The organism is Dendrosporobacter quercicolus, from assembly GCF_900104455.1.
Taxonomy (GTDB): domain Bacteria; phylum Bacillota; class Negativicutes; order DSM-1736; family Dendrosporobacteraceae; genus Dendrosporobacter; species Dendrosporobacter quercicolus.
Genome location: NZ_FNHB01000009.1, coordinates 12,644 through 38,551, shown reverse-complemented (window position 1 = coordinate 38,551; position 25,908 = coordinate 12,644). Strand labels below are relative to the sequence as shown.

Below are 25,908 nucleotides of genomic sequence, written 5' to 3'. Positions count from 1 at the left end.
TCATTACTGCGGCGCAACCATGGAGCTGTAATATATCCCGCTGACCGGGCATTCTTGCCCGTATAGCAGCCAGCAAGAACAGCCTTGTTTTCAGCAATATGAGCAGAGCCTCAAGCCTCGCGAAATGCGGGGAAGCGGCTTTTCTTTTTGTTCATTGCAGGAGTCCCGGCAATCATAGGGAAAATTAGCAAAGAGTGGCTTGGACAATGACCCTGGCAGACCAGGCTGTTTTATAGGGGGGAAACACCTGTGTGGGCAAGCGGTAGAACGAATAGAGAAAGTAAAATGCCCCTGGCTGGTTTGGCCGGCTATATCGTTGTGTTTTTTTCATTGTGGACGTTCTATAATTTTGAAGTGGCGTCTGTTTTTAAAATGCAATATCCGGGATTATATCGATATGATGTTGTTAAACTACTCCTGTGGACGCTGCCGGTCTTCGTTTATTTGAAGTATGAAAACAGAGCTGCGTTCACTGCGCTAAGACTAAGAAGTATTACGGGGGCAGGGGTAAAATGGGCTGTTTGCGTCAGCCTGTTTTTTGTTGCCTACCAGTTCATTGGAACAATCGTCATCGGGGAAGAACTCCGGTTTAATCTGGATTTTGCTGCAAATAAATGGATTAAAGGCGTTATATTGGTTGGCTTTACGGAAGAAATCTTATTCAGAGGCTTTCTGCTGCAAAAGATAGCGGCTTATATAAATTTCGGATTAGCGAATTTGATTACCTCGTTATTGTTTTTGTTCATTCATTTTCCGGGATGGCTTGCGCTGAATATGCTGCCGGCAACGCTGTTTTTAAAGATTGCGCTGTTTGCTTTTATCTTTATTTTTAGTATGATGCAAGGCTATGTATTGAAGAAAACGGATTCGCTGTGGGTTTGTATCGTCATCCACAGCATCAATAATTTGGCAGCCAATGCTTTAGGAGCCTGATATTTCATCAAAACCATGGATCATTAAGCTGCCTGATGCAGTTGTCCGGCATCAAAGGCCATTAAGCAAGGGGGAACATTAAACGTGGAAGATACGATCATCACAGAGCGGCTGTTGGCTGAAACCATTGCCGCCAACGGCGGGCGCCTTTATCGGGTCGGAGGGTGTGTCCGCGATACGATGCGGGGGTTGCCCCCCAAAGACATTGATTTTTGCGTCGTTGGCATGGTTAAGAAAAACTTTAAGCTGTTATTTCCTGCTGCCAAAGAATGCGGCCAGTATTTTCCGGTATTCCGTCTGCTTGTTGAAGGCCGGATGTGTGAAGTGGCCTTTGCCAGAACGGAGCGCAAAGACGGCGCCGGGTACAAGGGGTTTAAGATCGCATCAAATCCTAAAATCACCATTGAACAAGACCTTTTCCGGCGCGATACGACCGTGAATGCCATTGCCGTCGATTGCTTGACGAGGGCGGTCACTGACCCGTTTGGCGGGATCCGGGATATCGGGAGCAAAATTCTCCGCGCCACAGGCAGGCACTTTGCCGATGACCCGATACGGGCTTTACGGCTGGCCGGACAAGCGGCGCGGTTAGCGTTTGAGATCGACGCGGATACGCTGCTCCTTGCGGGGACCGTTGCCGGTGAACTGGAAAATGAGCCGCCCGAACGGGCTGTGGTTGAATTGACCAAGGTTCTGGCGGCGGCGCAGGCACCGGCGCGCTTTTTTACAGTGCTGTTACAGTGTGGTTTATTGACCAGTGTTTTTAAAGAGCTGGCGGATTTGCCACAAGAAAAATTTGAGCAGGCCATGGCCCAGCTGGATGCCGTGGCGAAAGTAACGGTAAGCCCCAAGGTCAGGTTTGCCGCATTGGGGCTGGAACTGAACCCGGAAAGCCTGAGCCGCTGGAATAACCGCATGACTTTGCCGGGAGAATGGCTGCAGGCAGCCGCAGCAGCCGGTAAAACCATGAAAACACTGGAAGTTCTGAACCCGGAAAACATCGTGGCGGCAATCGGCGGTTTAAGACGGGGCGTACTGTCGGCAGCAGAGTTTGATCTCATTTCGCAGGCCGTAAACATTCATATCCCGCCCCTGAGTGAGTTTAAGACCTTGCTCACCCTGGAGCGGAATGTCGCTCCTGCGGTATTAAAAGGAAAAGAGCTTGGCAGCTGGTACCGTCAAAAACAGATTGAAGCCATTGCGAAGGTTTTTGCGGAAAAGGTTGAAACTTAACGGACTGTCCCGTCCATGTTTAACCACAGCCGGCTTCTTAGTGCGGCGGACCTTCAACCACCGGGGTGAGGGCAGCTCCGGTCTGCCCAGCTGCGAACTGACTGTTGTAAAGACTATGGTAAAACCCCTTTTGCGCCAGCAGTTCTGTGTGACTTCCCTTTTCCACAATATCCCCGTCATTCAGTACCAGGATAATATCGGCGTTACGAATGGTAGACAGCCGGTGAGCAATGACAAAGCTGGTCCTTCCCTGCATCATCCTGTTCATCGCGGTTTGAATGAAAACCTCGGTGCGGGTATCGACCGAGCTTGTGGCTTCATCGAGGATGAGAATTGGCGGATCGGCGATAATAGCCCGGGCAATGGTGAGCAACTGCTTCTGCCCTTGTGAAAGATTGCCGGCATCTTCACTAATCCGCATATCATAGTTGTTTGGCAATGTTTTGATAAATTGATGAGCATAAGCGGTTTTGGCGGCGTCAACCACCTCCTGCCGGCTGGCTCCCTGCCGGCCATAGGCAATATTTTCTTCAATTGTCCCGTTAAACAGCCAGGTATCCTGCAGTACCATGCCAAAGATGCCGCGCAAATCATCCCGTTTCATATCCCGGATATCAATACCGTCAATTTTTATACTGCCTTCATCCACATCATAAAAACGCAGCAGCAAATTGATCAACGTTGTTTTACCCGATCCGGTGGGGCCGACAATGGCCACCGTTTGACCGCTTTTGACCTCCAAATTAAAATCATGGATGACAGGCTGCCCCGGCAGGTAAGAAAAGCTTACCTGCCGGATGGAAACATTTCCTTGGACATGTTCCAGCTTTACCGGCAAGGGATTTTCCGCACTTTCCTCCGCTTCATCCAGAATTTCAAAAATTCTTTCAGTAGCAGCCAGTGCGGCCTGCAAAGTTCCCGCCGCATTGGAAAGTATACTGATAGGGTGGTTAAACTGTCTGACATATTGCAAAAAGGCCTGAATTTGGCCAACTTCAATCTGGCCGCGAATGGCAAAAAAACAGCCCGTAACAGCAACGCCTACATACCCGATATTGCCTAAAAATGCGGCTAAAGGCGATAATATCCCTGATAAAAATTCGGCGCGCCACGAATTATTCAGGATTTTTTTATTTAAGTCGCTAAAGCGGGCCTTGGCTTCTTCTTCGTAATTAAAGCTTCTCACCACGCTATAGCCTGTGTACATTTCTTCCACATGCCCGTTCATAGCGCCAATAAAAGCCTGCTGATTGATAAAATATTTCCTGGATGCCGCAATGACCGCTGATGAGGTGAAAAGTGCAAGCGGTATAACCGCAAAAGCGACCAGTGATATCCAGACATTCATAAATACCATCATCACTGCGATTCCCGCCAGGGTGGTTAGAGAAGAAAGTATCTGGGTAAAGCTATGCTGCAAGGTAGAACTGACAGTTTCAACATCATTGGTAACCCGGCTCAATAGTTCCCCATGCGTTTTGCTGTCTAAAAACCGCAGTGGCAGCCGGTTGAGCTTTGTATTAAGATCTTTTCTGATCAGATAAATGATACGGGATATGATCTCAGCCATCAGAAAATTTTGTCCAAAGGCAAACACCTGGGAAATCAAATAGATAACGGTCAAAAGCAGCAGCGTTGTTATCATCCTGTCCCAGTGAAAAATTCCCGTAGTCACACCCCGGTACAGCTGTGTGGTCACCCGGCCTAAAATTTCCGGCGCCAAAACAGTAAATACCGTGCTTAACACCGTCATGGAAACAGCGGCAAGTAATTTTCCTTTGAATTGTGTAAAATAGAGCAACAGACGCCGGCCTGTATCGCCGAAATTCCGCGGCTTCTCAATGTCTCCGTCGATCGCCGGGCGATTTGTATAAGAACCGGGCTTGTTGTTGCTCACCTTAATCCCTCCTGCTGAAACTGCGACCTGACGATTTCCTGATAAATGCCGCAGCGCTCCATCAGCTCCCCATGATGACCGACGTCGGCGACTTGCCCCTCGTTGAGAACGACAATGCGGTCTGCGTGAATAATGGTGCTGATGCGCTGGGCAATGACAATCAGCGTCGCGTCTTTTGTTTCAGCCTTTAACGCCTGGCGTACCGCCAGATCGGTCTTGTAGTCCAATGCCGAAAAGCTATCGTCCAGCAAATAGACAGCCGGCTTTTTAATCACCGCCCTGGCAATGGCGAGCCGCTGTTTCTGACCGCCCGACATATTGGCTCCACCCTGCGCAATGGGGGTATCAAGTCCCGCCTCTTTAGCCTCGATAAACTCGGCGGCCTGGGCAATACCGGCAGCCTTGAGCAGTTCCTCCCTGCTGGCATTTTTCTTGCCGAAGCGAAGATTGCCGGCAATGGTGTTGGAAAATAACACTGCCTTTTGCGGAACATAACCGATGCTCTCGCGCAGATGATGCAACGTGTAATCCCTGACATCTACTCCATCAATCAATATCTGACCGGCCGTGACATCATAAAAACGCAGCAGCAGTCCGGCAATGGTAGACTTTCCGCTGCCGGTACCGCCGATAATGGCCGTCATTTGATTGGGGTAGGCAGTAAACGTCACATTCTTTAATACAGCCTCTTCCGCCTGCGGAAAAGTAAAATAGACCTGTTTAAATTCGACAATACCGGTATGAATTCCGGCTTCAGTCCGGGAGCCGTCAACAATGCCGGGACTGGTTTCCAATACGGTGACAATCCGGGTGAGTGAAGTGATCAGCCGTGGATACATCATAAAAAGCATTGATGTCATCATCACCGACAACAGAATTTGGGTAATATATTGCACATAAGCGACCAGGCTGCCAACATCCATTGCTGCGTTCATAACAAGTCTGCCGCCGAAAAACATGACCGCAACGGTGGTGATATTCATTAAAATCGTAACCGCTGGCATTAAACCACCGACCAGCCGCTGGGTGTGCGTGGACAAGCGGGTATATTCTTCATTGACTCCTTCAAACCGCGCCATTTCATGACAGGTCTGCTGAAAGGCCCGAATGACGCGAATCCCGGTAAGATTCTCGCGCAATACCAAATTGAGCGAATCAAATTGGGCTTGCATACTGCGGTAGTAACCGATCATGCTGACCAGAATCCAGGCGATAACCAAAGACATGACCGGCAAAGTAACAATAAGGACCAGCGACAGGCGGCCGCTGGTAAAAACAGCCATAATGATGCCGCTAAGCATCATTAGCGGAGTAAGTATACCCATTTTCAACAAATAAAGTAAAAATGTTTGAATCCGGGTAATGTCATTGGTGGTACGGGTGATCAGCGAGGAAACCCCGAACAGGTTCATTTCACTGGACGAAAACTCCTGCACTTTAAAAAAAATTTGCTGTCGTAAATCTGCACTAATCCTGGTGGAAATACGGGCGGAAATCAAACCGGAGGCCAGAGAGCAAAGCAGGGCTGCGATAGCGGCCAGCAGCATGCGCATTCCTGTTGTTTTAATAAAATGGGCATTCGCTGTTTGAATGCCTTGATTAATCAAGTCCGCTACCAGGGTTGGCAACAGAATTTCACAGGCTGACTGAATAACCAAAAACAATAAAAGAGCCGCAACAGACAGTTTATACGGTTTTAAACAGTCCCAAAGCAAGTGCACTGAATCAAGCTCCCTCCGCCTTAGATGGCCGTTTACGCCAATTGGCTCTATTCGATCAGCCGTAAAGGGGTATGCATTGGCCCAGCTTAGTTTTCAACTTCATATCCAAAATTATTCAGCAGGCGAATACATCCGTTGTTGCGGAAGAATACTAAAAAGGTCATTGATGATCTATTGCCACATGAAAACCGGGAGGTAAAGCATGCCGACTTTTACACTTTGTTTTACTGAAATCAGCAAACAGGATTTACCGCTGGTAGGCGGAAAAGGGGCAAATCTGGGAGAAATTTCAAAAATTAGCACAATCAAAGTACCGCTGGGCTTTTGCGTCACCACAGAAGCCTATCAATATTTTGTCACGGCAAGCCCGGTGCTGGCCGGTTTTTTAGACCAACTCAACAATTTGGCTGCTGAAAACTCCGACACGGTTCAATTGCTGGGGCAGCGTATCCGCCAGCATATGGAAAGCCTGCCGGTTCCGGACGACATCCGGCGGCAAATAAATCAGACCTGGCAGGAAACAGGTGAAGATTATGCTTATGCCGTTCGTTCCAGCGCTACGGCGGAAGACCTGCCCGGCGCCTCATTTGCCGGGCAGCAGGATACTTACCTGAATATTCAAGGGATTGACGCCATTGTCGAGCATGTCCGGAAATGCTGGGCCTCTTTGTTCAGCGACCGGGCCATCGTGTATCGCGCCCGAAACGGCTTTGATCATAAAAAAGTTTTGCTGGCTGTGGTCGTACAGCAGATGATTTTTCCGGAAGTATCGGGGATTATGTTTACTGCCGACCCGGTAAACGGCAATCGTAAGGTTGTATCCATTGACGCCGGTTTTGGGCTGGGCGAAGCGTTGGTCAGCGGCATGGTTACCGCCGACCTCTACAAGGTGAAAGAAAACAAAATTTTGACAAAACAGATTGGTGATAAAAAAATTGCCGTATACGCCGCACCGGCGGGGGGGACAAGAGAACAATCACTGCCTGACGAAATGCCCAGGTGCCAGGCGCTGACCGACGATCAAGTGCTCACATTGGCGGCAATCGGCAAACACATCGAACGCCATTTCGCAGCTCCCCAGGACATTGAATGGTGCTTTGCCGACGGCATTTTCTATGTTGTGCAAAGCAGGCCGATTACTACCCTCTATCCGCTGCCCGAAATTGCCGACAACGGGTTTCATGTATTCTCTTCTTTTGGCCATCAGCAAATGATGACCGATCCGATGAAGCCGCTGGGACTGTCGCTGTTCCAATTTTCGGGACCCTATGAACATATGCTGGTCACGGCCGGGGGACGTTTATTTGGGGACATTACCCGTTCTTGCTATCCCCAAAAAAAGCAGACAGGTCTGGCTAGCATGGATGCCTTGATGGGCAGCGCTGTCGAAGAGATCAAAAAACGCCATGACCTTGTCGCCTTGTTCCAGCCGGAAGGACAGCCCAGAATGAGCTTAGCCCAACTAAAAAAACTGGCCGAACCGGCCATGAGGATTGTCCAAAACATGGCATTCAACGATGCAAGCTCGTCCTCTCATCTCTATGGCTGGGCTGAAAAGAAAATTGCCGAAACGCAACAAACGCTGCGGCGGCTTTCCGGCGCTGACAGAATCAGGTTTATTAACAAGGATAAAACGGAAATGCTGACCTGGGTTCTGCACGGAAAAATGATGGGACCGTTTATGGCCGGAATGATTTCTTTTAAATTAATTGACCGCCTAAGTAAACGATGGCTGGGCGACAGCAAAGAAACCGAGGATCTGGGCAAATCACCGCCCAGGAATAATACCAGTGAAATGGGGCTGGCGCTTGGCGACCTGGCCGATATCATCCGGCAGTATCCCGCCGTTATCGCTTATCTGCACCAGTCCGGCGACAATACCCTGTTGACTGGGCTGGAAACAGTCGAAGGCGGTCGGATTGTTAAACCGGTTTTTGAGGAATTTCTCCGGCAATACGGCCTGCGGTGTACCGGCGAAATTGATATTACCCGGCCCCGCTGGCGTGAAAAACCAGGCCAGCTTATCCCGGCAATCTTAAGCCATATTCAAAGCGTGCAGCCGGGCGAACATCGCCGTAAGTTTGCCGAAGGCGAGAAACGGGCGGAAGAAGCGGCCAAAATCCTGTCAACCCGTTTAAAAAAAATAACCGGCGGCGCCATAAAAGCTAAAATTATGGCCAAGCTGACTAAGACCTATCGGGGACTGGCCGGTTTTAGAGAGTATCCAAAATATTTCATCGTTTCTCACTTTGACCTCTATAAAAAAGCCATTATGGAAGAAGCGGAAAAACTTGTTTATCAGGGTGTGCTTAAACAAACCGAAGATGTGTATTATCTGTCCCTGACCGAGCTGGAACAGGTTATCCGGTCAGCTCACGCCGATCAGCAATTGATTGCCGACCGCAAGGAAAAATACCAGGAATACGAGAAACTTACGCCGCCCAGAGTGATGACCAGTGAGGGAGAAATCATCTATGGCAGCTATGGCCAGCAGGATGCACCGCCGGGAGCTTTGCCCGGAATACCTGTCTCGGCCGGCGTGGTGGAAGGACGCGCCCGGATCATCTTAAAGCCTGAGCAAGCAAAGCTGGATAAGGGGGACATCCTGGTAGCCACCTTTACCGATCCTGGCTGGACTCCGTTTTTCGTATCGGCCAGCGGCGTGGTTACCGAAGTCGGCGGACTGATGACCCATGGCGCGATCGTAGCCCGCGAATACGGCATTCCGGCCGTTGTCGGCGTCCAGCAGGCTACCTCGCTCATTCAGGACGGGCAGAAAATCCGGGTGAACGGAACAAAAGGCTATATTGAACTGCTGGATGATTCGGACGGTAAGTTATTGCATTAGCAGCGAACTGCGGCTCCGGGGCAGCTTAGGGAAAAGGACTTAGAAGGAGGTGATCCGATGCTGGGCTTGACGAAGCAACAAATTATGAATGAAGCGAACAAGCTTGTTGAACAAAATGTGCCTTTTGCCGCCGCCATCGCTGAAATTCTCGACAAGAACAACCAACTGCTGACCGAACAAATAACGGCCATCAGGAACCAAAAAGGCAAGGGCGATCCGCCCTGGGATCTGATGTAACAAAGAATACGGCCACTAGGCGGCGCGGTCAGATTGTTTCACGTGCCGCCCGCCGTTAAAAAGCAGAAATTCAACCAAAAGGCCGCCACTGACTTCTTCCTTAAAGCAGTGACGGCCTTTCCCCGTCTATCCGAATCATCATCACGAAGAACCTAATAGAGCTGGTTGAGTATTTTGAAGCTAAGGGGATTAAATTAAGTCTTCTTTATTGATTTGGCTTTTTTCTCTTGCAGATATTTATCAATTGCTATAGCAGTCTTCTTACCTGCACCCATAGCAAGAATTACAGTGGCTGCCCCAGTCACGATATCACCGCCGGCAAACACGCCTGGCTTACTAGTTTCGCCGGTTTCTTCATGAGCAGCAATATTACCTTTTCTAGTTGTTTCAAGACCTTTGGCAGTAGACTGCACTAATGGATTAGGCCCTTGGCCAATGGCAATAATGACAGTATCTATTTCTAATACGAATTCAGAATTTGGTATTTCAATGGGACGACGACGACCTGAGGCATCAGGCTCGCCGAGTTCCATACGAACGCATTGGAGGCCTGTTACCCAGCCATCTTTATTACCCAGTACAGCCGTTGGGGCCGTGAGAAATTGAAAATCAATACCTTCTTCTTTGGCATGATGGATTTCTTCTAATCTTGCCGGCAACTCTGCTTCCGAACGGCGATACACAATACAGGAATGCTCTGCACCCAAACGAAGAGCGGTTCTAGCACCATCCATCGCCACATTACCACCGCCAACCACCGCTACCTTTTTCCCTGCATGAATGGGCGTACCGCATTGCGGGAAACGATAGGCTTTCATCAAGTTGCACCGAGTTAAAAATTCATTCGCAGAATACACACCATTCAGATTTTCGCCCGGAACACCCATAAAATGAGGTAGTCCGGCACCTGTGCCTATGAACACAGCATCAAAGCCTTCTTCTTCCAACAGTTCATCAACGGTGAAAGTACTGCCAATCACAGCATTCACAACGATTTCTACACCCAGCTTACGCAAGTTATTGATTTCCACTTGTACCACTTCGTCTTTTGGCAATCGGAATTCTGGAATGCCATACATCAATACGCCGCCCGGCAAATGTAAAGCCTCAAAGATAGTGATTTTATAACCTTTTTTCGCCAAATCGCCAGCTACAGCTAAACCAGCTGGACCAGAACCAATAACAGCGACTTTCTGGGCATTAGCGGTATATTGGATTACAGTGACAGTTTCACCTTTATTCCGGGCAGTATCAGCAACATACCGTTCTAAACGGCCAATCCCCACAGATTCACCCTTTTTAGCCAATACACAGTATTTTTCACATTGTTCTTCCTGTGGACATACTCTGCCACATACTGCGGGCAAGCAATTCACTTCTTTTATCTTTGCAATTGCCGAGTCCATAGCTCCTGCTTTCACTTCTTTAATAAAAGCAGGAATGTCGACTTGCACAGGACAGCCCTTACGACAAGGAGCGGCTTTGCATTGCAGACATCGCCCGGCTTCTGCTTTTGCAAGTTCTTCTGTATAGCCAAGGCTTACCTCAGCAAAATTTTGAGCCCTTACTTTAGGGTCTTGTTCGGGCATTGGATTTTTATTTAGTGAGAGTGACATTTACAGCTCCACTCTTTCTTAGCAGCAATGTGCTCGCTATACTGTTTTTCATGAGTCTTATACATACGCTGACGCGCCATTAAACTTTCGAAATCTACTTTATGCGCATCAAATTCCGGCCCATCCACACAAGCAAATTTATTTTCCTGCCCCACTGCTACTCTACATCCGCCGCACATGCCAGTTCCATCTACCATGATCGGATTAAGGCTGGCCACTGTAGGGACGCCGTAAGGTCTTGTGGTTTCAGCAACGAATTTCATCATAATCACAGGGCCAATTGCCACTACCAGGTTAATTGTTTTATCGGAATCAAGCAGTTCTTTTAACGGCTGAGTGACGAAAGCTTTGATACCCTTTGAGCCGTCATCTGTCGTAATGATCAGTTCATCGCTTACCGCCGCCATTTCCTCCTCATAAATCAGAATGTCCTTCGAACGAGCGCCAATAATGGAAATAACTTCGTTACCGGCTTCTTTTAGTCCACGAGCAATGGGATAAACAGGTGCAATACCGATTCCTCCCCCTACACAAATAACAGTACCGAATTTTTCTATATGAGTTGCTTTACCCAATGGCCCTACCAAATCTAATAAAAATTCGCCTTCATTTAAACGACCCAATTCTGTCGTAGAAGCACCGACTTCTTGGAAAATAAGCGTAATACTGGCTTTTTCCCGATTGAAATCCGCAATTGTTAAAGGAATACGCTCACCCTCTTCATTAACACGCAGAATAACAAACTGGCCTGGCTTTGCTTTTCTGGCAATCAGCGGTGCATCCACTTCAAAAAGCTGAACATTAGGCGCTAATTGCTGTTTTACTAGAATTCTATACACAATAAACCTCCTCGAAATAGAGGCTGGGAAATAACACAATACATATCATTGTTGAAAATGCTGGCGATATTGAAGCGGGGAGACTCCGATACGCTTTTTAAATACCGAACTGAAGTGACAATTGTCGTTAAACCCTAAACCCTCCCCTATTTCTCCGATTTGCATGTTTGTGTTCATTAAAAGATTTTGAGCTTCACCAATTTTGCGGTGCTGAACATATTTCATGGGGGACAAGCCGGTATTTGCTTTGAATATGTGCGACAAGTAGTAATAGCTCATATGGAAGACATTTCCCAGATGTTGCAGAGACAAAGACTCCATATAATGCTCGTTTAAATAAGTGATGATTTGCTGAATAAGCTCCTCATTATTTTCCCGGACCCACTCGTTGGATAACTGCCGCTTTTGCATCTTCAAATAAACAACATTCAGCAGCGCATTTGCCAACAAATCGCAAATTTCGGATGCCGCAGATGCCGGTGAATCCAATTCATGTAGTGCCAACAGGATGTGCTCAATGGGTGCTTTGTCTGCCGAGAAGAATAAAACTGGTTTTTGCATGTTATCTATTAAGTTATTCGGCGGTAAATTGGGAACGGAAATGTTACGCAGCACACCGCAATAGCTTTGCATCTCATGTTGCTGAAAAGGGGGTTCTCCGTGCAGCATACCCGCATTACATATCACAAGGCTGCCAGGCTCAACAAAGTATTCCCGATTTCCCACGACATAATTACCACAACCTTTTATCACATAAAATAATTCAAGAACATCTTTATGGCAGTGAATCAACTGAGGATGATGCTTATGATATTTTTCGTCGACGAAATGTATTTTAACAAATTTTGCGGAAAGATGTGAAAGGTTTTTAGGCATATTACACCACCTTCGGCAAATCGCTCTTTATGATCCGTCACAGGTCGGACTTCACATAAACCGCTTTTCGGAATATCACTGCAAAAGAGAAGCGTTGAAGCAAATTGACGTATATTCCTGCTTTAACGCTTTTCTCTCTTGCCAAGGAAAAAGGAACGGCTTCCTTATGCCATAATCTTACCGCCGGCAATCAGGATACTGTTGCCATCGATATATGCCGATCTGTCGTCGCAAAGATATGCAACAACTTCCGCAATCTCTTCCGGCCGGCCGATATATCCCATCGGAATTGTCGCTTCCATCTCGGCATAGAACTCGCGAACATCCTTGCCTTCCGCCTTGCCGCGATTTGTGAAGGATTCGCGAAGGATATCTGTCTCAATATTCCCCGGCTGAATCGCAACCGTTGTAATGTTATGCGGAGCCAGTTCCAGCGCAAGAACCCTCGTCATCATGCTTACCGCAGCCTTAGACATGCAGTAAGTGCCATTGTATGCTTCCTCTCTCACCGCTGCAATCGAGGAGGTGTTAATAATTCTACCCTTTTTGTTAGGAATCATTACCCGGGCAGCCTCCGCGCAGCAGATAAAAGAGCCTTTTACGTTAATGTTCATGTTAAAATCGTACTCATCGTCTGTCATATCAAGGAAGCCGCCGATACGGTCAACGCCGGCTGCATTGAACAGGCAGTCAATACGACCATACTGATCGAGGGCCTTCTGAATCGCAGCCTTCACCTGATCACGCTTTGTGACATCGGCAACCGCCCAGATGGCATCTCCTCCCGCTGCTTTGATTTCATCAACCGTTTGTCTCAAACGATCTTCCAGCAAATCCACTGCAACAATCTTTCCACCGTAGCCCGCGCAGACCTTCGCCGCTGCACCGCCAATGCCCTTGGCGCCTCCAGTGATGAAAATAACTTTCTCCTGCAATCTCATAATGATTCGTCCCCTTCTAATTATTATTAAAATCTTTTTATGATTTTTAACCTTACCAGCTTTACTGCTTCGGTATATCCCCATTCGGATAGATAATCACACGGGAAGCTTCCTTATTTCGCAAGAGATCAAGTGCGTGGTTGATATCCTTCAACGTAAAGCGATGCGATACAAGCTCGTTCAGGTGTAAGCGATCATCCTGCAGCAGGCTGATCGCTGGCGGGAATGCCTTGCCCAAGGAGCCAAACAACTGAAGCTCCTTTTGCGTAAACTCCGCCGGAGGCACCTGCGCGATGGCATTATGATTGAGACCAAAGAGCAGGAGGCGTCCCCGGCTGTTTACCAGCCGTACAGCTTCGCTTAGGATCTGACCAGTTCCCACGGCATCAACTACGACATCCGCCAGGCAGCCCCATTGCTCCCGCAGGCATTGCCCCATCGGAACATTCTGCTGCATATCAATCACAAAATCTGCTCCACAATGCTTTGCCTGCTTGATGCGGGTTTTTCCTTTCGCCACAACGGCTAAATTTTTCACACCGAAAATTTTGAGTGCCTGAATAAATGTCAAGCCAATGGGACCCGCTCCATACAATAAAACATGATCTGTTGGACGCAGCTGCGCCATATTCAGGCTGTACATAATGCACGCCAGCGGCTCTGTCTGCGCCGCCATATCCGGATTGATATCCGGTGGGAGTGAATACAGCTGACTGGTTTCCACAATCACATATTCTGCAAATCCACCATCGCAGGTCTGCCCATAGTGACGCGGCTGAACGCACAGGTTCCCCATCCCATGCATGCACTCCCAGCACTCTCCGCACGGAAGACACGGGTTTACAACAACACAGTCGCCCGGTTTATAGTTTTTTACTTTGATACCGACTTCGACAATCGTACCAAAGAATTCATGCCCCATAACGACCCCCGGCGTAATCGCCTGTCCGGGCGGAACATGCAAAGCATGAATGTCGCTTCCACATATACTTGCTGCCCGTACCTTTATTCGCACCTGGTCCGGCTCTGTAATCTTTGGAACTTCAACTTGTTCCACTTCCAAAACTCCATTGCCCTTAAATACTGCGGCCTGCATAGTTTCCATCTCAAACACCTCCATAACTACCGATATACGGTCTATACATAACAGGAGACTTTACGCAACACCGTCGCAGAAAATTCTACGCAACACCTTAATATCTTCTTGAATTAACTCAAATGCGTCTTCATTCAACAGGCTCAATGGTTGTTGATTATAATAGTTCTCTAACAGCAGCCATTCTGTACAACCCGTACGTAAAATAATTTCCGCTGTTTTATGGAACAAAACGTCTCCCTTACCGAGAAGTGCAGAACTAATCGCCCCATTGTATCCGTCTTTTACATGGACCTGTACAACATCATTCGCAATCGCCTCCAGCAGTTCCGGTTGTGAATAGCCACGGTCAAGATGGTAATTTTGCGTGTCGTAGAATATCTTCAAGCGATCGCTGCCCACTTCCCTAATCATTTGCTTCGTTTCCTCAGCGTCCAGCACATTTTCCATCGCCAAAATAATATTGCTGCCCTCTGCGAGAGCACAGGCGAAACGGAGCTTTTCACCGGTATTGTAAAACTGTTCCTTCGTGCGAATATCGCCACTATGAAAGCTTGGCAGCTGAACCACCGGAATATTCATCCGTTTTGCCGCCCCGATTCCTTTTCGAATGGTCTCAATTGCGATCATTCCATCTACCGTATCACGGCTGTTGGACATCCCATGTGTATTCAAAGCATTCAGCGCCATGGACGGGAACTCGATTCCGTATTTCACGCCACATTCCAGATAGGCATCCTGAATTCTGGGATTATGCAGCCGAAATCCAGTCTCATATTCTCCAAAATCCAGCTCCATTCCTTCTAATCCAAGCTCAGAAGCAATTTTCAAACCATACGGGCCGGGGAAAGGAAACGCCCATTCAACAATTCCAATTTTATAACTCATCGCATCCTCCTTATATCAGGGCAATCAATGGCATTCTCTGCCGCCAGAAATATTAAAGGAAGAGCCTGTGATAAACGCGGAATCATCACTGACCAGGAAGACACACAGCTTTCCAATTTCCTCTGGCTCGCCCATACGCTTGAGCGGGGTTGCCTCATTAAATTCATGCAGATACTTTTCAAAGGTCAGTCCATACAGCGAAGCCCGGTCACGCAGGCATCTCTGAATCATGTCAGTGTTGATTGTTCCCGGCGCAATACTGTTAACGCGGACACCAAACTCCGCCAGCTCCAGCGCCAGCGACTGCGCCAGCAAGCGAACGCCTGCTTTCGAAGCACAATAAACGGCATTAAACGCTTCCGCCGTCTTCGACGCGCAAGAGTCAATCAGAACCATCGCGCCGCTTCCCTGCTTTTTCATTTGCTGTCCCGCATACTTGCTGAACAGGAACGAGCTGCGCAGGTTTACGGCGACAACGATATCCCAGTCCTTTACATCCTGTTCGACAATTGCGCAGGAACGAAGAATGCCCGCGGCATGTGTCAGAATATCGATCCGTCCATGCCTATCAATCACCTGCTGTACAAAGCCCTGTACAATCTTCTCATCCGAAACATCTCCAACCCCCTGGCTGCAGTTAACCCCCAGTTCCTTAATTTCCTTCGCTGTTTCATTGAGCTTTTCTCCGTTAATATCCAGAATTGCAAGATCTGCTCCGTTTTTAGCATATTCCAGGGCAATTCCTTTGCCGATTCCCTGCGCTGCGCCTGTAACAATAGCGATTTTGTTTTGTAATTTCATCTGTTTTCCTCCTTAGTTGGTTTGTACTCTCTCGGAATCCCGAGATACTATCAAAAAAACCGCCAGGGGCGAACTGCCGCTTCCCAGCGACCGGTCGGCCGTTTACCCCTATTCCTTATTCCTGAAAGGTGAAAGGATATTCTATCAAGAGCTTTCAAAGAAACGCTCCTTAGGGCGCTTTGCGTAACGCGCCTGCATGTTCATCTCGATCATCTCCAGAGAATAGCCCTTGGTTTCAGGCAGCTGGAACGCCACGTACAGCAATGCAACCACGTTGATTCCCGCAAAAATCAAGAAGATGGTGTAATATCCAATGATATCTGACAGAATTGGAAAAAACTGCGAAACCAAAGCGCAGGCCACCCACAGACAGGTACTGCAGATTCCCATCCCAAAACCGCGGATTTTGAGCGGAAAGATCTCCGAAAGAACAACCCAGACCGTCATTCCCCATGTGGAAGAGAATCCGACCATAAACAGGCACATGCAGGCCAGCATCAGCGGGCCTGAGCTAATGTTGAGAAGTCCCAGGCTGCCAAGCAATGCGATCGAAACACACATCAGGGAGTTTCCGGCAATAAGCAGCTTTTTACGCCCCCAGCGGTCGATTAAAGCCATACCCAGGAAGGTAAAGAACAGATTGATGACGCCGATGCCCAGCGTGGACAGCAGAGCGAACTGTTCGGAGAACCCCACGCCAAGCAGAATTGTCGGCGTATAATACAAAAGAACCTGCGCGCCAAGGACCTGCTGCCCGACAGCCAACCCTATCCCGATCAGGATTAATTTGCGGACCCACGGTTCGGAAAGCATTTTCCATATGCTCTGGCTCTGCTTCTTTTCCATTTCGTTCGCTAATTTGATCTCCGCGATCTCCGCCTCGACCTCCTGCTCGTTGCGCATCAGGAGCAAAACCTTTCTCGAAGCTTCCTCGCTCACATTCTGTAATAGCCAGCGTGGGCTTTCCGGCATAAAAATCATACCAACCATCAGCATGATCGCGGGAACAACGGCTAGACCGACCATCATGCGCCAATCGGCAGTGGCAGCACAGATATTGCCAAATATATACGCCATCAGGATACCAACGGCATTCATGCTTGTATTGATGCCGCCGATCATCCCGCGGCTGCCCGCCGGCGCCATTTCGGAAAGATAGACTGGCACCAGACCCGACGCGCCGCCGACTGCAACCCCAAGAATGATGCGTGAAAAAATTAATATGGATACAGTCGGCGCCCAAGCACAGCCCAACGCTCCAACCGTGAAGAGAAAGCCCAAAGCGATGATCACACGCTTACGGCCGAAGCGATCCGAAAGAGGTCCGGTCAGCACAGCGCCGGGTATGGCACCCCACAGCACGCCGCTGACAATCAACCCCTCCGCTATGGAAGATAATTGAGTCATGGAAAGGGTGATGTCTTTTTTGATATACGTGAGCGCTATGGCTATGACACCAGTGTCATAGCCAAACAGCAGGCCCCCCAATGCGCCGAAAAAGTAGATGAGTCCCGTCTTACATTTTCTCTTGTTCATGTTTTTCGTTCTCCCTTCTAAGATATTGTGAACAATATTGTAGTCGGAATTTCAAAGGCCATGAATTTTATATACCGTTATACTGCCTGAAGTTCTATTGGAAGTTATTTGCACAAAAGTATTATTGTTATCATTATCCCCCCCTTAAAAAAGAATTTTATGTTATTAAAATTCTAATATTTTATAAATTCTGATAATTTTCAACAAATAGAAAATACAACTTCATGATCGAAAGCAGTGTAAAATGGAAAGTTTTACGCACCGTTTGGCTCAGGGGAAAAGCGCCTCCGAACGGCGGTTTCGTCTGTGTGAGGCGGGCACTTACCTATTGAGATTATAAATAAGTATGGTTCTATATATAATTATATAAAAAACCTTATTGAGCAGTTAGGATATTCTTGCTTGATTTTCACGGGAATCATATGCTCTTTAAATTGAGATTGTATATTCTTGCTTTGGCCGCCAAAACTACGCGCAGAATATGGGACTTACCTAATTATTTGTCCTGATTTTTCAATCAATATTGTCATATAGCAATCACAGGCTATGGTAAGGATGCTATGGGTCATAGCAAACCCCATATTGGTAATTTCTTTGTTTCCGGCATTATTCTCGCAGATGGATTATACCAACTGGCAGAAAAAAACGGCTTCCAGGGCATTCTAGAAAGCCGTTTTTTTAAGTAAACATTAATTAGGTTGTTTGCACATATCGTCCAAGATTCCGGTAGAGTAACCCATCGCACAGCGGGGGCAGTAATTCTTTTCCTGCCCGGGTTCATCCAGTTCGCGGCAATGGTGGCAGCCGGCGCCGAATTGCTTGCATAAAGCTTTTACCGTAAATACCGGCGTTCATCATGCATCACTGGCGCTTACCTCCGTTCAACCGCACCAGGCAATAGCTGGGTGTCATTGCATTGGCTGCTAAGGGTGCTCCACCGTCAGGGCTTTCAGCCCACTGCTCTCAGCATACTTTCGAGTTTCCTCATTACCATAGACATACCTGTCGTGATAATTAAATAAATCACCGCAATAATCACAAGAGGCGTAAAGGCCTGGAAACTATTTCCCCTAATCAGATCGGCAACATACATTAGATCAGCCAGCCCCATGACCGATACTTGTGATGATGTTTTGATCATAACAACAAATTCATTGCCAAGTGACGGCAGCATATTCTTTAACGCATGCGGTAAAATAAACAGCCGCATAATATTGAATTTTGTAAAACCAAGAGATAAGGCGGCTTCGGTTTGCCCTTTGTCAATGGATAAAATTCCTCCGCGGATAATTTCACAAATATATGCGGCACTATTAAGCGCCAGCGCAATAATTCCACAGCTCAGCCGATTCATCTTTACGTCAAAAACCATTATATCGGGAAAATGAATCCCCGCCAGAGGAAGTCCGTAATATACCATTGCAATTTGCACCAGTACTGGTGTTCCTCTGATAAATTCGACGTAAACATTGGCCAGCCACCGTAAAGGCTTGTTGTCTCCCACCCTGATTATTGCCAGCCACAAGCCCATAAAAAAGCCCAGGATTATTGCTGCAAAGGAGACAATAATCGTAATTTTTGTCCCTAATATAAGATAGCTCTTATACTGAATCGCCAATTCTAAAATATGCTTCATCCTCCTTTACTGCAATGATTCATACACTTGATGACTTATGATCACCATGCCGGATTGTCTTATAATAGGCTTCCCGGTAAAGATTATCCACCTCCGCAGCTTCCTTGCCCGCCAGCTCTTGCTGCTTTTTCATCCTGTTCATAACCCGTTTGAATTCTTCAATAACTTCCGCTTCATTAAAAGTAACTATTTTTTTGTTTTCCACTACAATTCGTCCATTAATGATGACATCACGGACCGATTGCCCGTTTTCACAAAAAACCAATTGATTCACATAATTATTGGCCGGCAAAAACCGCTCATTATTGGTATCAATAATGACAATATCGGCTTTTTGTCCCACCTGGATAGACCCGATCTTATTTTGCATGCAGGCACATTCCGCACCGTTATATGTTGCCATACGGATTGCCTCCTGTGCCCCAATCCAGTTTTCATAATCAGGCGTCTGGATTTTCTGTAATAGGGCCGACAGTTTTAGCGATTCAAACATATTTAATGAATCACTGCAACTTGTATTGTCAGTACCTAACCCGACTGTAATTCCCTCCCTGAGCAGTCTCCCCACCGGTGCGATACCGCTGCCGAGTTTTAGATTGGAAGCCGGGTTATGCACCGTTTTGCAACCACTTTGCTTCATCAGTTGAATATCCTCATCGGTAACCCAGACAGAATGAATAGCCAGTAAATTGGGGTACAGCAAATCATTCTCGTTCATCCACTCAACAAGGCTTTTTCCAAAAAACAACTGTCCGGTTTCCTTTTGCACTCTGGTTTCCAATACATGCGACACCACGGGCAAATGATATTTTTCCGCTAAATCCCGCATCCCTTTCATTAGCGGCACAGTGCATCTTTGTGGTCCTGAAGGCGCTAAAACACAGCGCTGCACAGCATCAGGAACATTATATTGCCTAATTAACCCTTCCAGATATTGAAGAATCTCTCTTTCAGGCGGCATTGCTCCAGCCCGCAGCCTTGTCTTCAGGTTATCGTTCATCAGTTCATCCAAATAGGGAATCGTTTCATACGCCGGCTTATTAATGATATTGACACTAACATCCGCGCGCAAACCGGCTTTTTTATAAGCTTTCATGATCATGCTGTAATGCTGCGGGCTGAAGGTAGGACAATGTACAAGATCATCTATAATCATTGTTGTCCCGGTCTTTAAAATCTCAATGCAGCTAAACAAGGCTTTAATATACACATCGTCCGGTGTTTCCACCCTGCCCGTGAAGTATGGTTTGGTATACAGCATCCACATTTCCAGCGGAAGATTATCAAACAGGCCTTTGACAAAATGACAATGCGTATGAATATGCGCATTGATCAGACCGGGAATAATCAAACAATCTGTGGCATCAATTACCTTATCAAAAGACTGTTCCGGCGGGCACCAGCCGGACAATTCCTCAATATAGTCATCATTGATGATTAAATTACCCCGGATAAAGGAAGATTTCGTTGCATTAAACTGATGCAAATACCCGTTCTTGATTAAACAGCGCACACTATCCCTTCTCTCTCCATTCAGATTGAAAAAAGCAGTGCTCCAATCTTTCCATCGGAGCACTGAATCCACACCTTGCACATTCGGTGTTATTTCTTATTGGAAATAAGCATTTTCGCGGCAGTTTCGCTATACTGATCCCGCCATTGTTCAATTTTTCCATCCGCTTTTACCTTGGCTACCACCCCATTGATCAATGCGCCTAAATCATCGCCGCCTTTTTTATAGGCAACCGAATAGCCTTTGGCATAGGATCCGGTCAGTACTGCGTCACTAAACGCAAGATTGGGATAGGCGGCAATATATTGCTGTCCAACTGATTTTTCCACGACAATCCCGGCAACATGGCCCGCCTGTAGTTCCAGGATGGATGTAGGCAAGTTTGGTGATGAAAATAGCTGCACATCTTGAATAAAATCATTGGCAAATTTTTCTTGAATAGAACCGGTATTGGCAGCAACCGGTTTACCGTAAAAAGACTCCAAAGTAGCTAGATTGCTCATGTTTTCTTTTTTTACAATCATTTTATCTTCACAAAGGATATACATATCCGAAAAATCAACAATCTTCTTTCTTTCTTCAGTCGGTGTAATTGCGTCAATACCAATATCAATCATATCGGTGGACAAAGAAGAAAGCAGCGCTTTAAACAGCATGGGTTCAAACCTGGCTTCTACTCCTATTTCCTCAGCAATAGCCTTGCCTAATTCAATGTCAATGCCTATCGGGCTTTTATTGTCTGAAGTAGTATCAATAAAAGAAAATGGCGCATAGGAGGAATCGCAGCCTATTGTCAAATAGCCTTTATCCTTAATTGCCTGGATAGATTTTCCCACGGTATAACCCGATTTCGTTGTTTTGCCTCCATCGGCAGGCGTTTCCTGCTTTGTTGCGGTCGATCCGCAGCCGGTTAAGCCGGCGGCGATTCCGGTAAGCAAAGCTGCGGTAATCAAGATTTTGAATAATCGTTTCATGAATAATCCTCTCCCTCATTTAGTCTAGATAAGATGAATAACGTAATACAGAAATTGCCTGATAATCAATTGAGCACCCTGGACAGAAATTCTCTGGTTCTTTCATTTTGCGGGTTGGAGAATATCTCATGAGCAGTTCCCTCTTCCACAATATATCCCTTATCCATAAAAATCACCCGATCGGCGACATCCTTCGCAAAGGCCATTTCATGCGTCACAATAATCATCGTCATTCCGTCCTGCGCCAGTTTGCGCATAACTGCCAATACATCACCAACGAGTTCCGGATCCAGAGCAGAAGTCGGTTCATCAAACAGCATGATTTTTGGTTCCATTGCCAAAGCCCGGGCAATAGCAACTCTTTGCTGCTGCCCGCCGGATAACTGCCGGGGATAAGCATCGATTTTATTCTCCATGCCAACATCAGTCAGTACTTTCATTGCAATTTCTTTAGCTGCTTTCGCACTAAAGTTTTTATTTTTTATGGGCGCAATAGATACATTATTCAGAACCGTATACAAAGGAAATAAATTGAAATTTTGAAACACCATACCAATCTCTTTTCTGATCAGCCTAATGTCTACCTGAGGTTCCATAATGTTTTGCCCTAAATAGATGATTTCACCCTGTTGCGGGACTTCCAATAGATTCAGGCAGCGTAAAAAAGTACTCTTTCCTGAACCTGACGGTCCGATAATGCAAACGACCTCTCCTTCCGAAATCTTCATGCTTACATCTTTCAAAACTTGTAAGTCCCCATAGCTTTTTGCTAAATGACAAACCTGCAACATCTAATCACCTCCGTAAAGTATAGTCAAATGCCTGATAGCTGCCGCCGTCCTGTTCAACGGCCGGAGGCAATGCATTGCATTGTTTCACAAAAAACCTGCAGCCCCTTTTCCACATCCGTCCAGCGTGTATCTTCCTCGCGCGAATGGCTGATCCCGTTTCGCGAAGGCACAAATAACATTCCACACGAGGTAATACCAGCCATAATTTTAGCGTCATGCCCCGCCCAACTGGGCATTTTGCACACTGCCATGTCTAATTTGTGCGCAGCTTTCTCAAATTCCTTAATCATGGTCGGCGCTAAACTAACAGCAGGAGTCGTACTACGCCTGGTTATGGCTCCTTTAACACCATATTGCTTTTCAATCCCCTGCAGTAAACTAATAATATTCTGATAGACCCTTTCCATAACCGCATCCTGTGAAGCCCGCGTTTCCACTGCCAGCTCGACTTGCCCGGGAATTACATTTACCGCTCCGGGAGCGACACAGCAGGTACCTGCTGTGGATACATACAGACCTTGTGAATCCAGGGCATTTTGATATATTTCCTGGACCAGCCTGCCTGCTGCGACAAGTGCATCCTTGCGCCTGTCCATGCGGGTAGTTCCTGCATGATTGGCATGCCCCTGAAGCGTTATCCACAGCCGATCAATCCCGACAATATCAGTGACCACCGCCCAAGGTTGCCCAGAAATATCCAGCTCACTGCCTTGCTCAACATGCAATTCCAAAAATGCGTGAATGTCCTCTGTTGCTATCCTCGCTGCGCCGGCGGCAGCAATATCCAGCTGCTGCGCGCTAAGATATTGCTGGAGCGTCTTGCCTGATCGGTCTTTTAACTGCACCAGTTTCTCCAACGGCATCTCGCCGGCCATTACCCTGCTCCCGAGACACCCCACACCAAATAGTGTTCCTTCTTCTTCCACTGTTGCCACTATTTTAACTGTACGCAACGGTTTAAAACCGTTTACCCGCCAACTCCGAATACATTCAATTGCACCAATAATGCCCAGAGCACCATCTAAACTGCCGCCTTCCGGAACAGTATCCAAATGCGAGCCTGTCATCAGATACGGCAGTGACTGGTTTTGGCCCCGGCAGGTGCCAATTAAGTTTCCAAATGCATCCCGCTCCACAGTCATTCCCGCAGCCTGCATCAGACCGGAAACAAAATCCTGTGCTTGCTGCCAGGCTTCGGAATACGATAACCTGCTTGTCCCGCCATCAGGCGTTTGCCCTAGCTCAGCCAGTTTTTTGATATGCGCTTGTACTGCCAAAATATCAATGCCTTGCATCCTCATCACCTAATTTCTGATTTCATCCTTCCGCCACTTTCATCAAATGCTAATCTCCTGAAAGCAGCCGGTTGCCTATTAACTTGCGGGATAAAAAAATCGGTTTATCATAAACTTGTACAGCTTGATTAAAAAAAGCAATAGTAAAACCAAAACAATCCGCAATCAGTGCTTGTGTCGACTGGATAATGGGATCCCGGCAGATAGCGTCCAGTAATACCTGCTGATTAACAAAAGGATTTGCCACAATGGTTTTGCTAACTGAAAAACCACGCTTTTCCCAGCGCAGAGTTGCTTCGCCCACTTGTCCCGGCATTGGCACAAGGACGGCCAATTTATCACCTTGCTTCAAAATGCCGGCGACCTCACTTGCCAGAACCTGATTGGGAATAATTACGGACAGTTGCGGGTGCTGACAGGAAAATTCTCCGGTACAGGCAACCACAGCCTGTTTTGCACCGTTTTCCACAGCCTTATTCAAAGCCTGTTCAATATAGTGCTGAATTTTAGCATGCGCCACATAACTGACCCGGCCATTGCGCAGTTTGGTGATTAACCCGGCTTCACCGGCCTTAGGAGCCAATCCGGCAATTTGGGCCATTGACAAATTATCCAAGGCGCCTATATCAAGAAACCGGAAATCAGTTCCGCAGGTATTCTCAAAATCACCGGTAAGATCCCGCCGGGGAGACTGTCCGATAGAAATCAGTGCGACTATTTTTTCTTCCATTTGATGCCCTTCCACATTTGAATAATCAACGGATTTTTTTATTTGCTCACGGTAACCAATTGACCCCAGCCTGCGTCTTCAGCAGCAACGATGCCATTTCGCATAACAACTCGGCCACGCACGATCGTCATTGTCGGTAAACCGTAAAGCAACAGACCGTCATATAATCTTGCCGTATCGGCCGAGCGAGAATACCCTTTCTGTCTGTCGACAACAAAGGCCCGTTCTAAATCAACCATAACAAAATCGGCGTCTGCCCCGATCCGGATTGCGCCTTTCTGCGGATATAACCCATAAGTTTTCGCCGGATTAGTGCAAATTAGTTCAATGATTCTTTTTAAGGTTATTTTTCCTGACTTCATGGCGTTTAACAGTAAAGGCAGTCTAAGATCTATTCCGGGGAAACCAGCCGGAGCCGTAAAAATATCTTGATAGCCAATTTCCTTTTCACTTGGCAAAAACGGACCGTGGTCACTGCCAATCAGATCAACTGTGCCGTCTTGAACATATCTCCATAAATCGTCAACAATTTCTTGTTTCCGTAACGGCGGATTACATTTTGCAAACGGGCCCAGTTTCTCTAGCGCGCTTTCATTTGCCAATAAATAGTGCGGACAGGTTTCCAGATATACTTCCTGCCCCCGTTGCTTGGCCTTTTTAACAAGTTCGGCGGCAGCCCCCGTAGAGATGTGGCAAAGCTGCACACGTGTACCCGTTTCTGCTGCAATACACAGGACCTTAGCCACCGCTTCAACTTCGGAAATTGGTGGCCGGGATTCGGCATGATGAATTCCGGTCACTTTTCCGGCTTTTCGCAGTTTTTTGATTTGCTCAGCAATAATATCATCGTTTTCCGCATGGATCGCCAGTATTTTACCGGTTTTGGCAATTGCACAAAATCCTTCATATATTTTGGCATCATTGGCCATTGTCAGACCGGCAAACTCTTCCTCCCGTCCCTCGGGAGGCTTGTGAAAAAAGGTTTTAAAGGCAATCATTTCTTCCCGGGAAATCCGGGGAATTTCCTCCAGTTTATCAGCGCCGGCGGCGCCAAAAAAGGCGAAATCGACCACTGACTGTTGGCTGGCGACCGCAATTCTGCGCTTCAGCAACTCCGGCGAGTATGGCGGCGGCATAGAGATCGGGTGTTCACATATTGTTGTTACCCCACCTGCAGCCGCTGCCATAGTTCCTGTTTGGAATGTCTCCCGTTCCGTTTTCCCAGGATCACGAAAATGAACATGGGGATCAATACCGCCAGGCAAAAGATGCTGTCCCTTCCCATCAATTACATTCCTTGCCGGGGGAAGATACCTATCTGCAGCAATTACCACAATTTTTCCATCTTTTACGGCTACACCGGAATGAATTATTCCGCCTTCGCTATAAAGATTTACATTTTCTATTACTAAATCTGCAATAGTCAAAGCTGTGCCTCCTTCGCTTCAAGTAAAACAACAGTATCATTCAAACACGGCAAAAAGGCGCTTTAAAGTTAGATTCTCTT

General features: G+C 47.2%; 21 protein-coding genes. 4 read left to right on the top strand and 17 right to left on the bottom strand.

The features are described from left to right. Window positions 1–249 precede the first annotated feature (249 nt). Both BLR06_RS14915 and BLR06_RS14910 read left to right on the top strand, forming a co-directional pair. Window positions 250–933, top strand: a complete 684-nt coding sequence (locus tag BLR06_RS14915; RefSeq protein WP_092074403.1) for a CPBP family intramembrane glutamic endopeptidase — start codon at window positions 250–252, stop codon at window positions 931–933. Window positions 934–1,017: 84 nt separating this feature from the next. Continuing rightward, window positions 1,018–2,166 (top strand): tRNA nucleotidyltransferase/poly(A) polymerase-related protein, encoded by a 1,149-nt coding sequence (locus BLR06_RS14910; protein WP_092074402.1) that lies wholly within the window; start codon window positions 1,018–1,020, stop codon window positions 2,164–2,166. A 37-nt stretch (window positions 2,167–2,203) separates the two neighbouring features. Here the strand turns inward: BLR06_RS14910 and BLR06_RS14905 are convergent, their stop codons facing one another. Together BLR06_RS14905 and BLR06_RS14900 are read right to left on the bottom strand one after the other, a co-directional pair. Continuing rightward, window positions 2,204–4,063 (bottom strand): ABC transporter ATP-binding protein, encoded by a 1,860-nt coding sequence (locus BLR06_RS14905; RefSeq protein ID WP_092074401.1) that lies wholly within the window; start codon window positions 4,061–4,063, stop codon window positions 2,204–2,206. Then, the gene (locus BLR06_RS14900) at window positions 4,060–5,784 is read right to left on the bottom strand and encodes an ABC transporter ATP-binding protein (RefSeq protein ID WP_092074400.1); all 1,725 of its coding nucleotides are present in this window, start codon (window positions 5,782–5,784) and stop codon (window positions 4,060–4,062) included. The genes BLR06_RS14905 and BLR06_RS14900 overlap by 4 nt, the downstream gene beginning before the upstream one ends. A gap of 202 nt (window positions 5,785–5,986) precedes the next feature. Here BLR06_RS14900 and rph point away from each other — a divergent pair, with 202 nt between their 5' ends. Together rph and BLR06_RS14890 are read left to right on the top strand one after the other, a co-directional pair. Beyond that, on the top strand, window positions 5,987–8,632 hold the full coding sequence (gene rph / locus BLR06_RS14895; protein WP_092074399.1) for a rifamycin-inactivating phosphotransferase: 2,646 nt from the start codon (window positions 5,987–5,989) through the stop codon (window positions 8,630–8,632). A 57-nt stretch (window positions 8,633–8,689) separates the two neighbouring features. Beyond that, on the top strand, window positions 8,690–8,869 hold the full coding sequence (locus BLR06_RS14890) for a hypothetical protein (protein WP_092074398.1): 180 nt from the start codon (window positions 8,690–8,692) through the stop codon (window positions 8,867–8,869). Window positions 8,870–9,063: 194 nt separating this feature from the next. On the opposite strand, the gene gltA is transcribed toward BLR06_RS14890, so the two are convergent. The 15 genes from gltA to allB form a co-directional block, all read right to left on the bottom strand. Next, a complete protein-coding gene (gene gltA / locus BLR06_RS14885; RefSeq protein ID WP_092074397.1) occupies window positions 9,064–10,485 on the bottom strand; it encodes an NADPH-dependent glutamate synthase in 1,422 nt (473 codons plus the stop codon). Then, window positions 10,470–11,324: a sulfide/dihydroorotate dehydrogenase-like FAD/NAD-binding protein gene (locus BLR06_RS14880; RefSeq protein ID WP_092074396.1), complete on the bottom strand. Its 855-nt coding sequence runs from the start codon at window positions 11,322–11,324 to the stop codon at window positions 10,470–10,472. Before BLR06_RS14880 ends, gltA begins: the two co-directional genes overlap by 16 nt. A 45-nt stretch (window positions 11,325–11,369) precedes the next feature. After that, window positions 11,370–12,200 carry a helix-turn-helix domain-containing protein gene (locus tag BLR06_RS14875; protein WP_092074395.1) on the bottom strand — a complete coding sequence of 277 codons (831 nt, stop codon included), beginning with the start codon at window positions 12,198–12,200 and terminating at the stop codon, window positions 11,370–11,372. 164 nt (window positions 12,201–12,364) lie between these two features. Continuing rightward, window positions 12,365–13,141: an SDR family NAD(P)-dependent oxidoreductase gene (locus BLR06_RS14870; RefSeq protein ID WP_173813065.1), complete on the bottom strand. Its 777-nt coding sequence runs from the start codon at window positions 13,139–13,141 to the stop codon at window positions 12,365–12,367. A gap of 61 nt (window positions 13,142–13,202) precedes the next feature. Beyond that, complete coding sequence (locus BLR06_RS14865; RefSeq protein WP_173813067.1) at window positions 13,203–14,246, bottom strand: zinc-dependent alcohol dehydrogenase; 1,044 nt, start codon at window positions 14,244–14,246, stop codon at window positions 13,203–13,205. A 51-nt stretch (window positions 14,247–14,297) separates the two neighbouring features. Beyond that, the gene (locus BLR06_RS14860; protein ID WP_092074392.1) at window positions 14,298–15,125 is read right to left on the bottom strand and encodes a sugar phosphate isomerase/epimerase family protein; all 828 of its coding nucleotides are present in this window, start codon (window positions 15,123–15,125) and stop codon (window positions 14,298–14,300) included. Between the two features lie 24 nt (window positions 15,126–15,149). Beyond that, window positions 15,150–15,926: an SDR family NAD(P)-dependent oxidoreductase gene (locus BLR06_RS14855; protein ID WP_092074391.1), complete on the bottom strand. Its 777-nt coding sequence runs from the start codon at window positions 15,924–15,926 to the stop codon at window positions 15,150–15,152. A 144-nt stretch (window positions 15,927–16,070) separates the two neighbouring features. Beyond that, window positions 16,071–17,462 (bottom strand): sugar porter family MFS transporter, encoded by a 1,392-nt coding sequence (locus BLR06_RS14850; protein WP_092074390.1) that lies wholly within the window; start codon window positions 17,460–17,462, stop codon window positions 16,071–16,073. Between the two features lie 949 nt (window positions 17,463–18,411). Beyond that, a complete protein-coding gene (locus tag BLR06_RS14845; RefSeq protein WP_092074389.1) occupies window positions 18,412–19,098 on the bottom strand; it encodes an amino acid ABC transporter permease in 687 nt (228 codons plus the stop codon). Between the two features lie 19 nt (window positions 19,099–19,117). After that, window positions 19,118–20,611, bottom strand: coding sequence for an amidohydrolase family protein (locus BLR06_RS14840; RefSeq protein WP_173813069.1), 1,494 nt, complete (start codon window positions 20,609–20,611; stop codon window positions 19,118–19,120). Between the two features lie 89 nt (window positions 20,612–20,700). Continuing rightward, window positions 20,701–21,585: a transporter substrate-binding domain-containing protein gene (locus tag BLR06_RS14835; protein WP_092074387.1), complete on the bottom strand. Its 885-nt coding sequence runs from the start codon at window positions 21,583–21,585 to the stop codon at window positions 20,701–20,703. 65 nt (window positions 21,586–21,650) lie between these two features. Beyond that, complete coding sequence (locus BLR06_RS14830; RefSeq protein ID WP_092074386.1) at window positions 21,651–22,376, bottom strand: amino acid ABC transporter ATP-binding protein; 726 nt, start codon at window positions 22,374–22,376, stop codon at window positions 21,651–21,653. Window positions 22,377–22,429: 53 nt separating this feature from the next. Further along, window positions 22,430–23,677 carry a Zn-dependent hydrolase gene (locus tag BLR06_RS14825; protein WP_092074385.1) on the bottom strand — a complete coding sequence of 416 codons (1,248 nt, stop codon included), beginning with the start codon at window positions 23,675–23,677 and terminating at the stop codon, window positions 22,430–22,432. Between the two features lie 43 nt (window positions 23,678–23,720). Beyond that, window positions 23,721–24,401, bottom strand: coding sequence for an AroM family protein (locus BLR06_RS14820; protein WP_092074384.1), 681 nt, complete (start codon window positions 24,399–24,401; stop codon window positions 23,721–23,723). 38 nt (window positions 24,402–24,439) lie between these two features. Beyond that, window positions 24,440–25,828: an allantoinase AllB gene (allB, locus tag BLR06_RS14815; RefSeq protein ID WP_092074383.1), complete on the bottom strand. Its 1,389-nt coding sequence runs from the start codon at window positions 25,826–25,828 to the stop codon at window positions 24,440–24,442. Window positions 25,829–25,908: the final 80 nt, after the last annotated feature.

What these genes read in the sequence shown, in the direction of transcription:
- rph (WP_092074399.1), top strand. Translation starts at nt 5,987, where the DNA reads ATGCCGACTTTTACACTTTGTTTTACTGAAATCAGCAAACAGGATTTA.
- BLR06_RS14890 (WP_092074398.1), top strand. Translation starts at nt 8,690, where the DNA reads ATGCTGGGCTTGACGAAGCAACAAATTATGAATGAAGCGAACAAGCTT.
- gltA (WP_092074397.1), bottom strand. Translation starts at nt 10,485, where the DNA reads ATGTCACTCTCACTAAATAAAAATCCAATGCCCGAACAAGACCCTAAA.
- BLR06_RS14875 (WP_092074395.1), bottom strand. Translation starts at nt 12,200, where the DNA reads ATGCCTAAAAACCTTTCACATCTTTCCGCAAAATTTGTTAAAATACAT.
- BLR06_RS14870 (WP_173813065.1), bottom strand. Translation starts at nt 13,141, where the DNA reads ATGAGATTGCAGGAGAAAGTTATTTTCATCACTGGAGGCGCCAAGGGC.
- BLR06_RS14865 (WP_173813067.1), bottom strand. Translation starts at nt 14,246, where the DNA reads ATGGAAACTATGCAGGCCGCAGTATTTAAGGGCAATGGAGTTTTGGAA.
- BLR06_RS14860 (WP_092074392.1), bottom strand. Translation starts at nt 15,125, where the DNA reads ATGAGTTATAAAATTGGAATTGTTGAATGGGCGTTTCCTTTCCCCGGC.
- BLR06_RS14855 (WP_092074391.1), bottom strand. Translation starts at nt 15,926, where the DNA reads ATGAAATTACAAAACAAAATCGCTATTGTTACAGGCGCAGCGCAGGGA.
- BLR06_RS14850 (WP_092074390.1), bottom strand. Translation starts at nt 17,462, where the DNA reads ATGAACAAGAGAAAATGTAAGACGGGACTCATCTACTTTTTCGGCGCA.
- BLR06_RS14845 (WP_092074389.1), bottom strand. Translation starts at nt 19,098, where the DNA reads ATGAAGCATATTTTAGAATTGGCGATTCAGTATAAGAGCTATCTTATA.
- BLR06_RS14835 (WP_092074387.1), bottom strand. Translation starts at nt 21,585, where the DNA reads ATGAAACGATTATTCAAAATCTTGATTACCGCAGCTTTGCTTACCGGA.
- BLR06_RS14830 (WP_092074386.1), bottom strand. Translation starts at nt 22,376, where the DNA reads ATGTTGCAGGTTTGTCATTTAGCAAAAAGCTATGGGGACTTACAAGTT.
- BLR06_RS14825 (WP_092074385.1), bottom strand. Translation starts at nt 23,677, where the DNA reads ATGAGGATGCAAGGCATTGATATTTTGGCAGTACAAGCGCATATCAAA.
- BLR06_RS14820 (WP_092074384.1), bottom strand. Translation starts at nt 24,401, where the DNA reads ATGGAAGAAAAAATAGTCGCACTGATTTCTATCGGACAGTCTCCCCGG.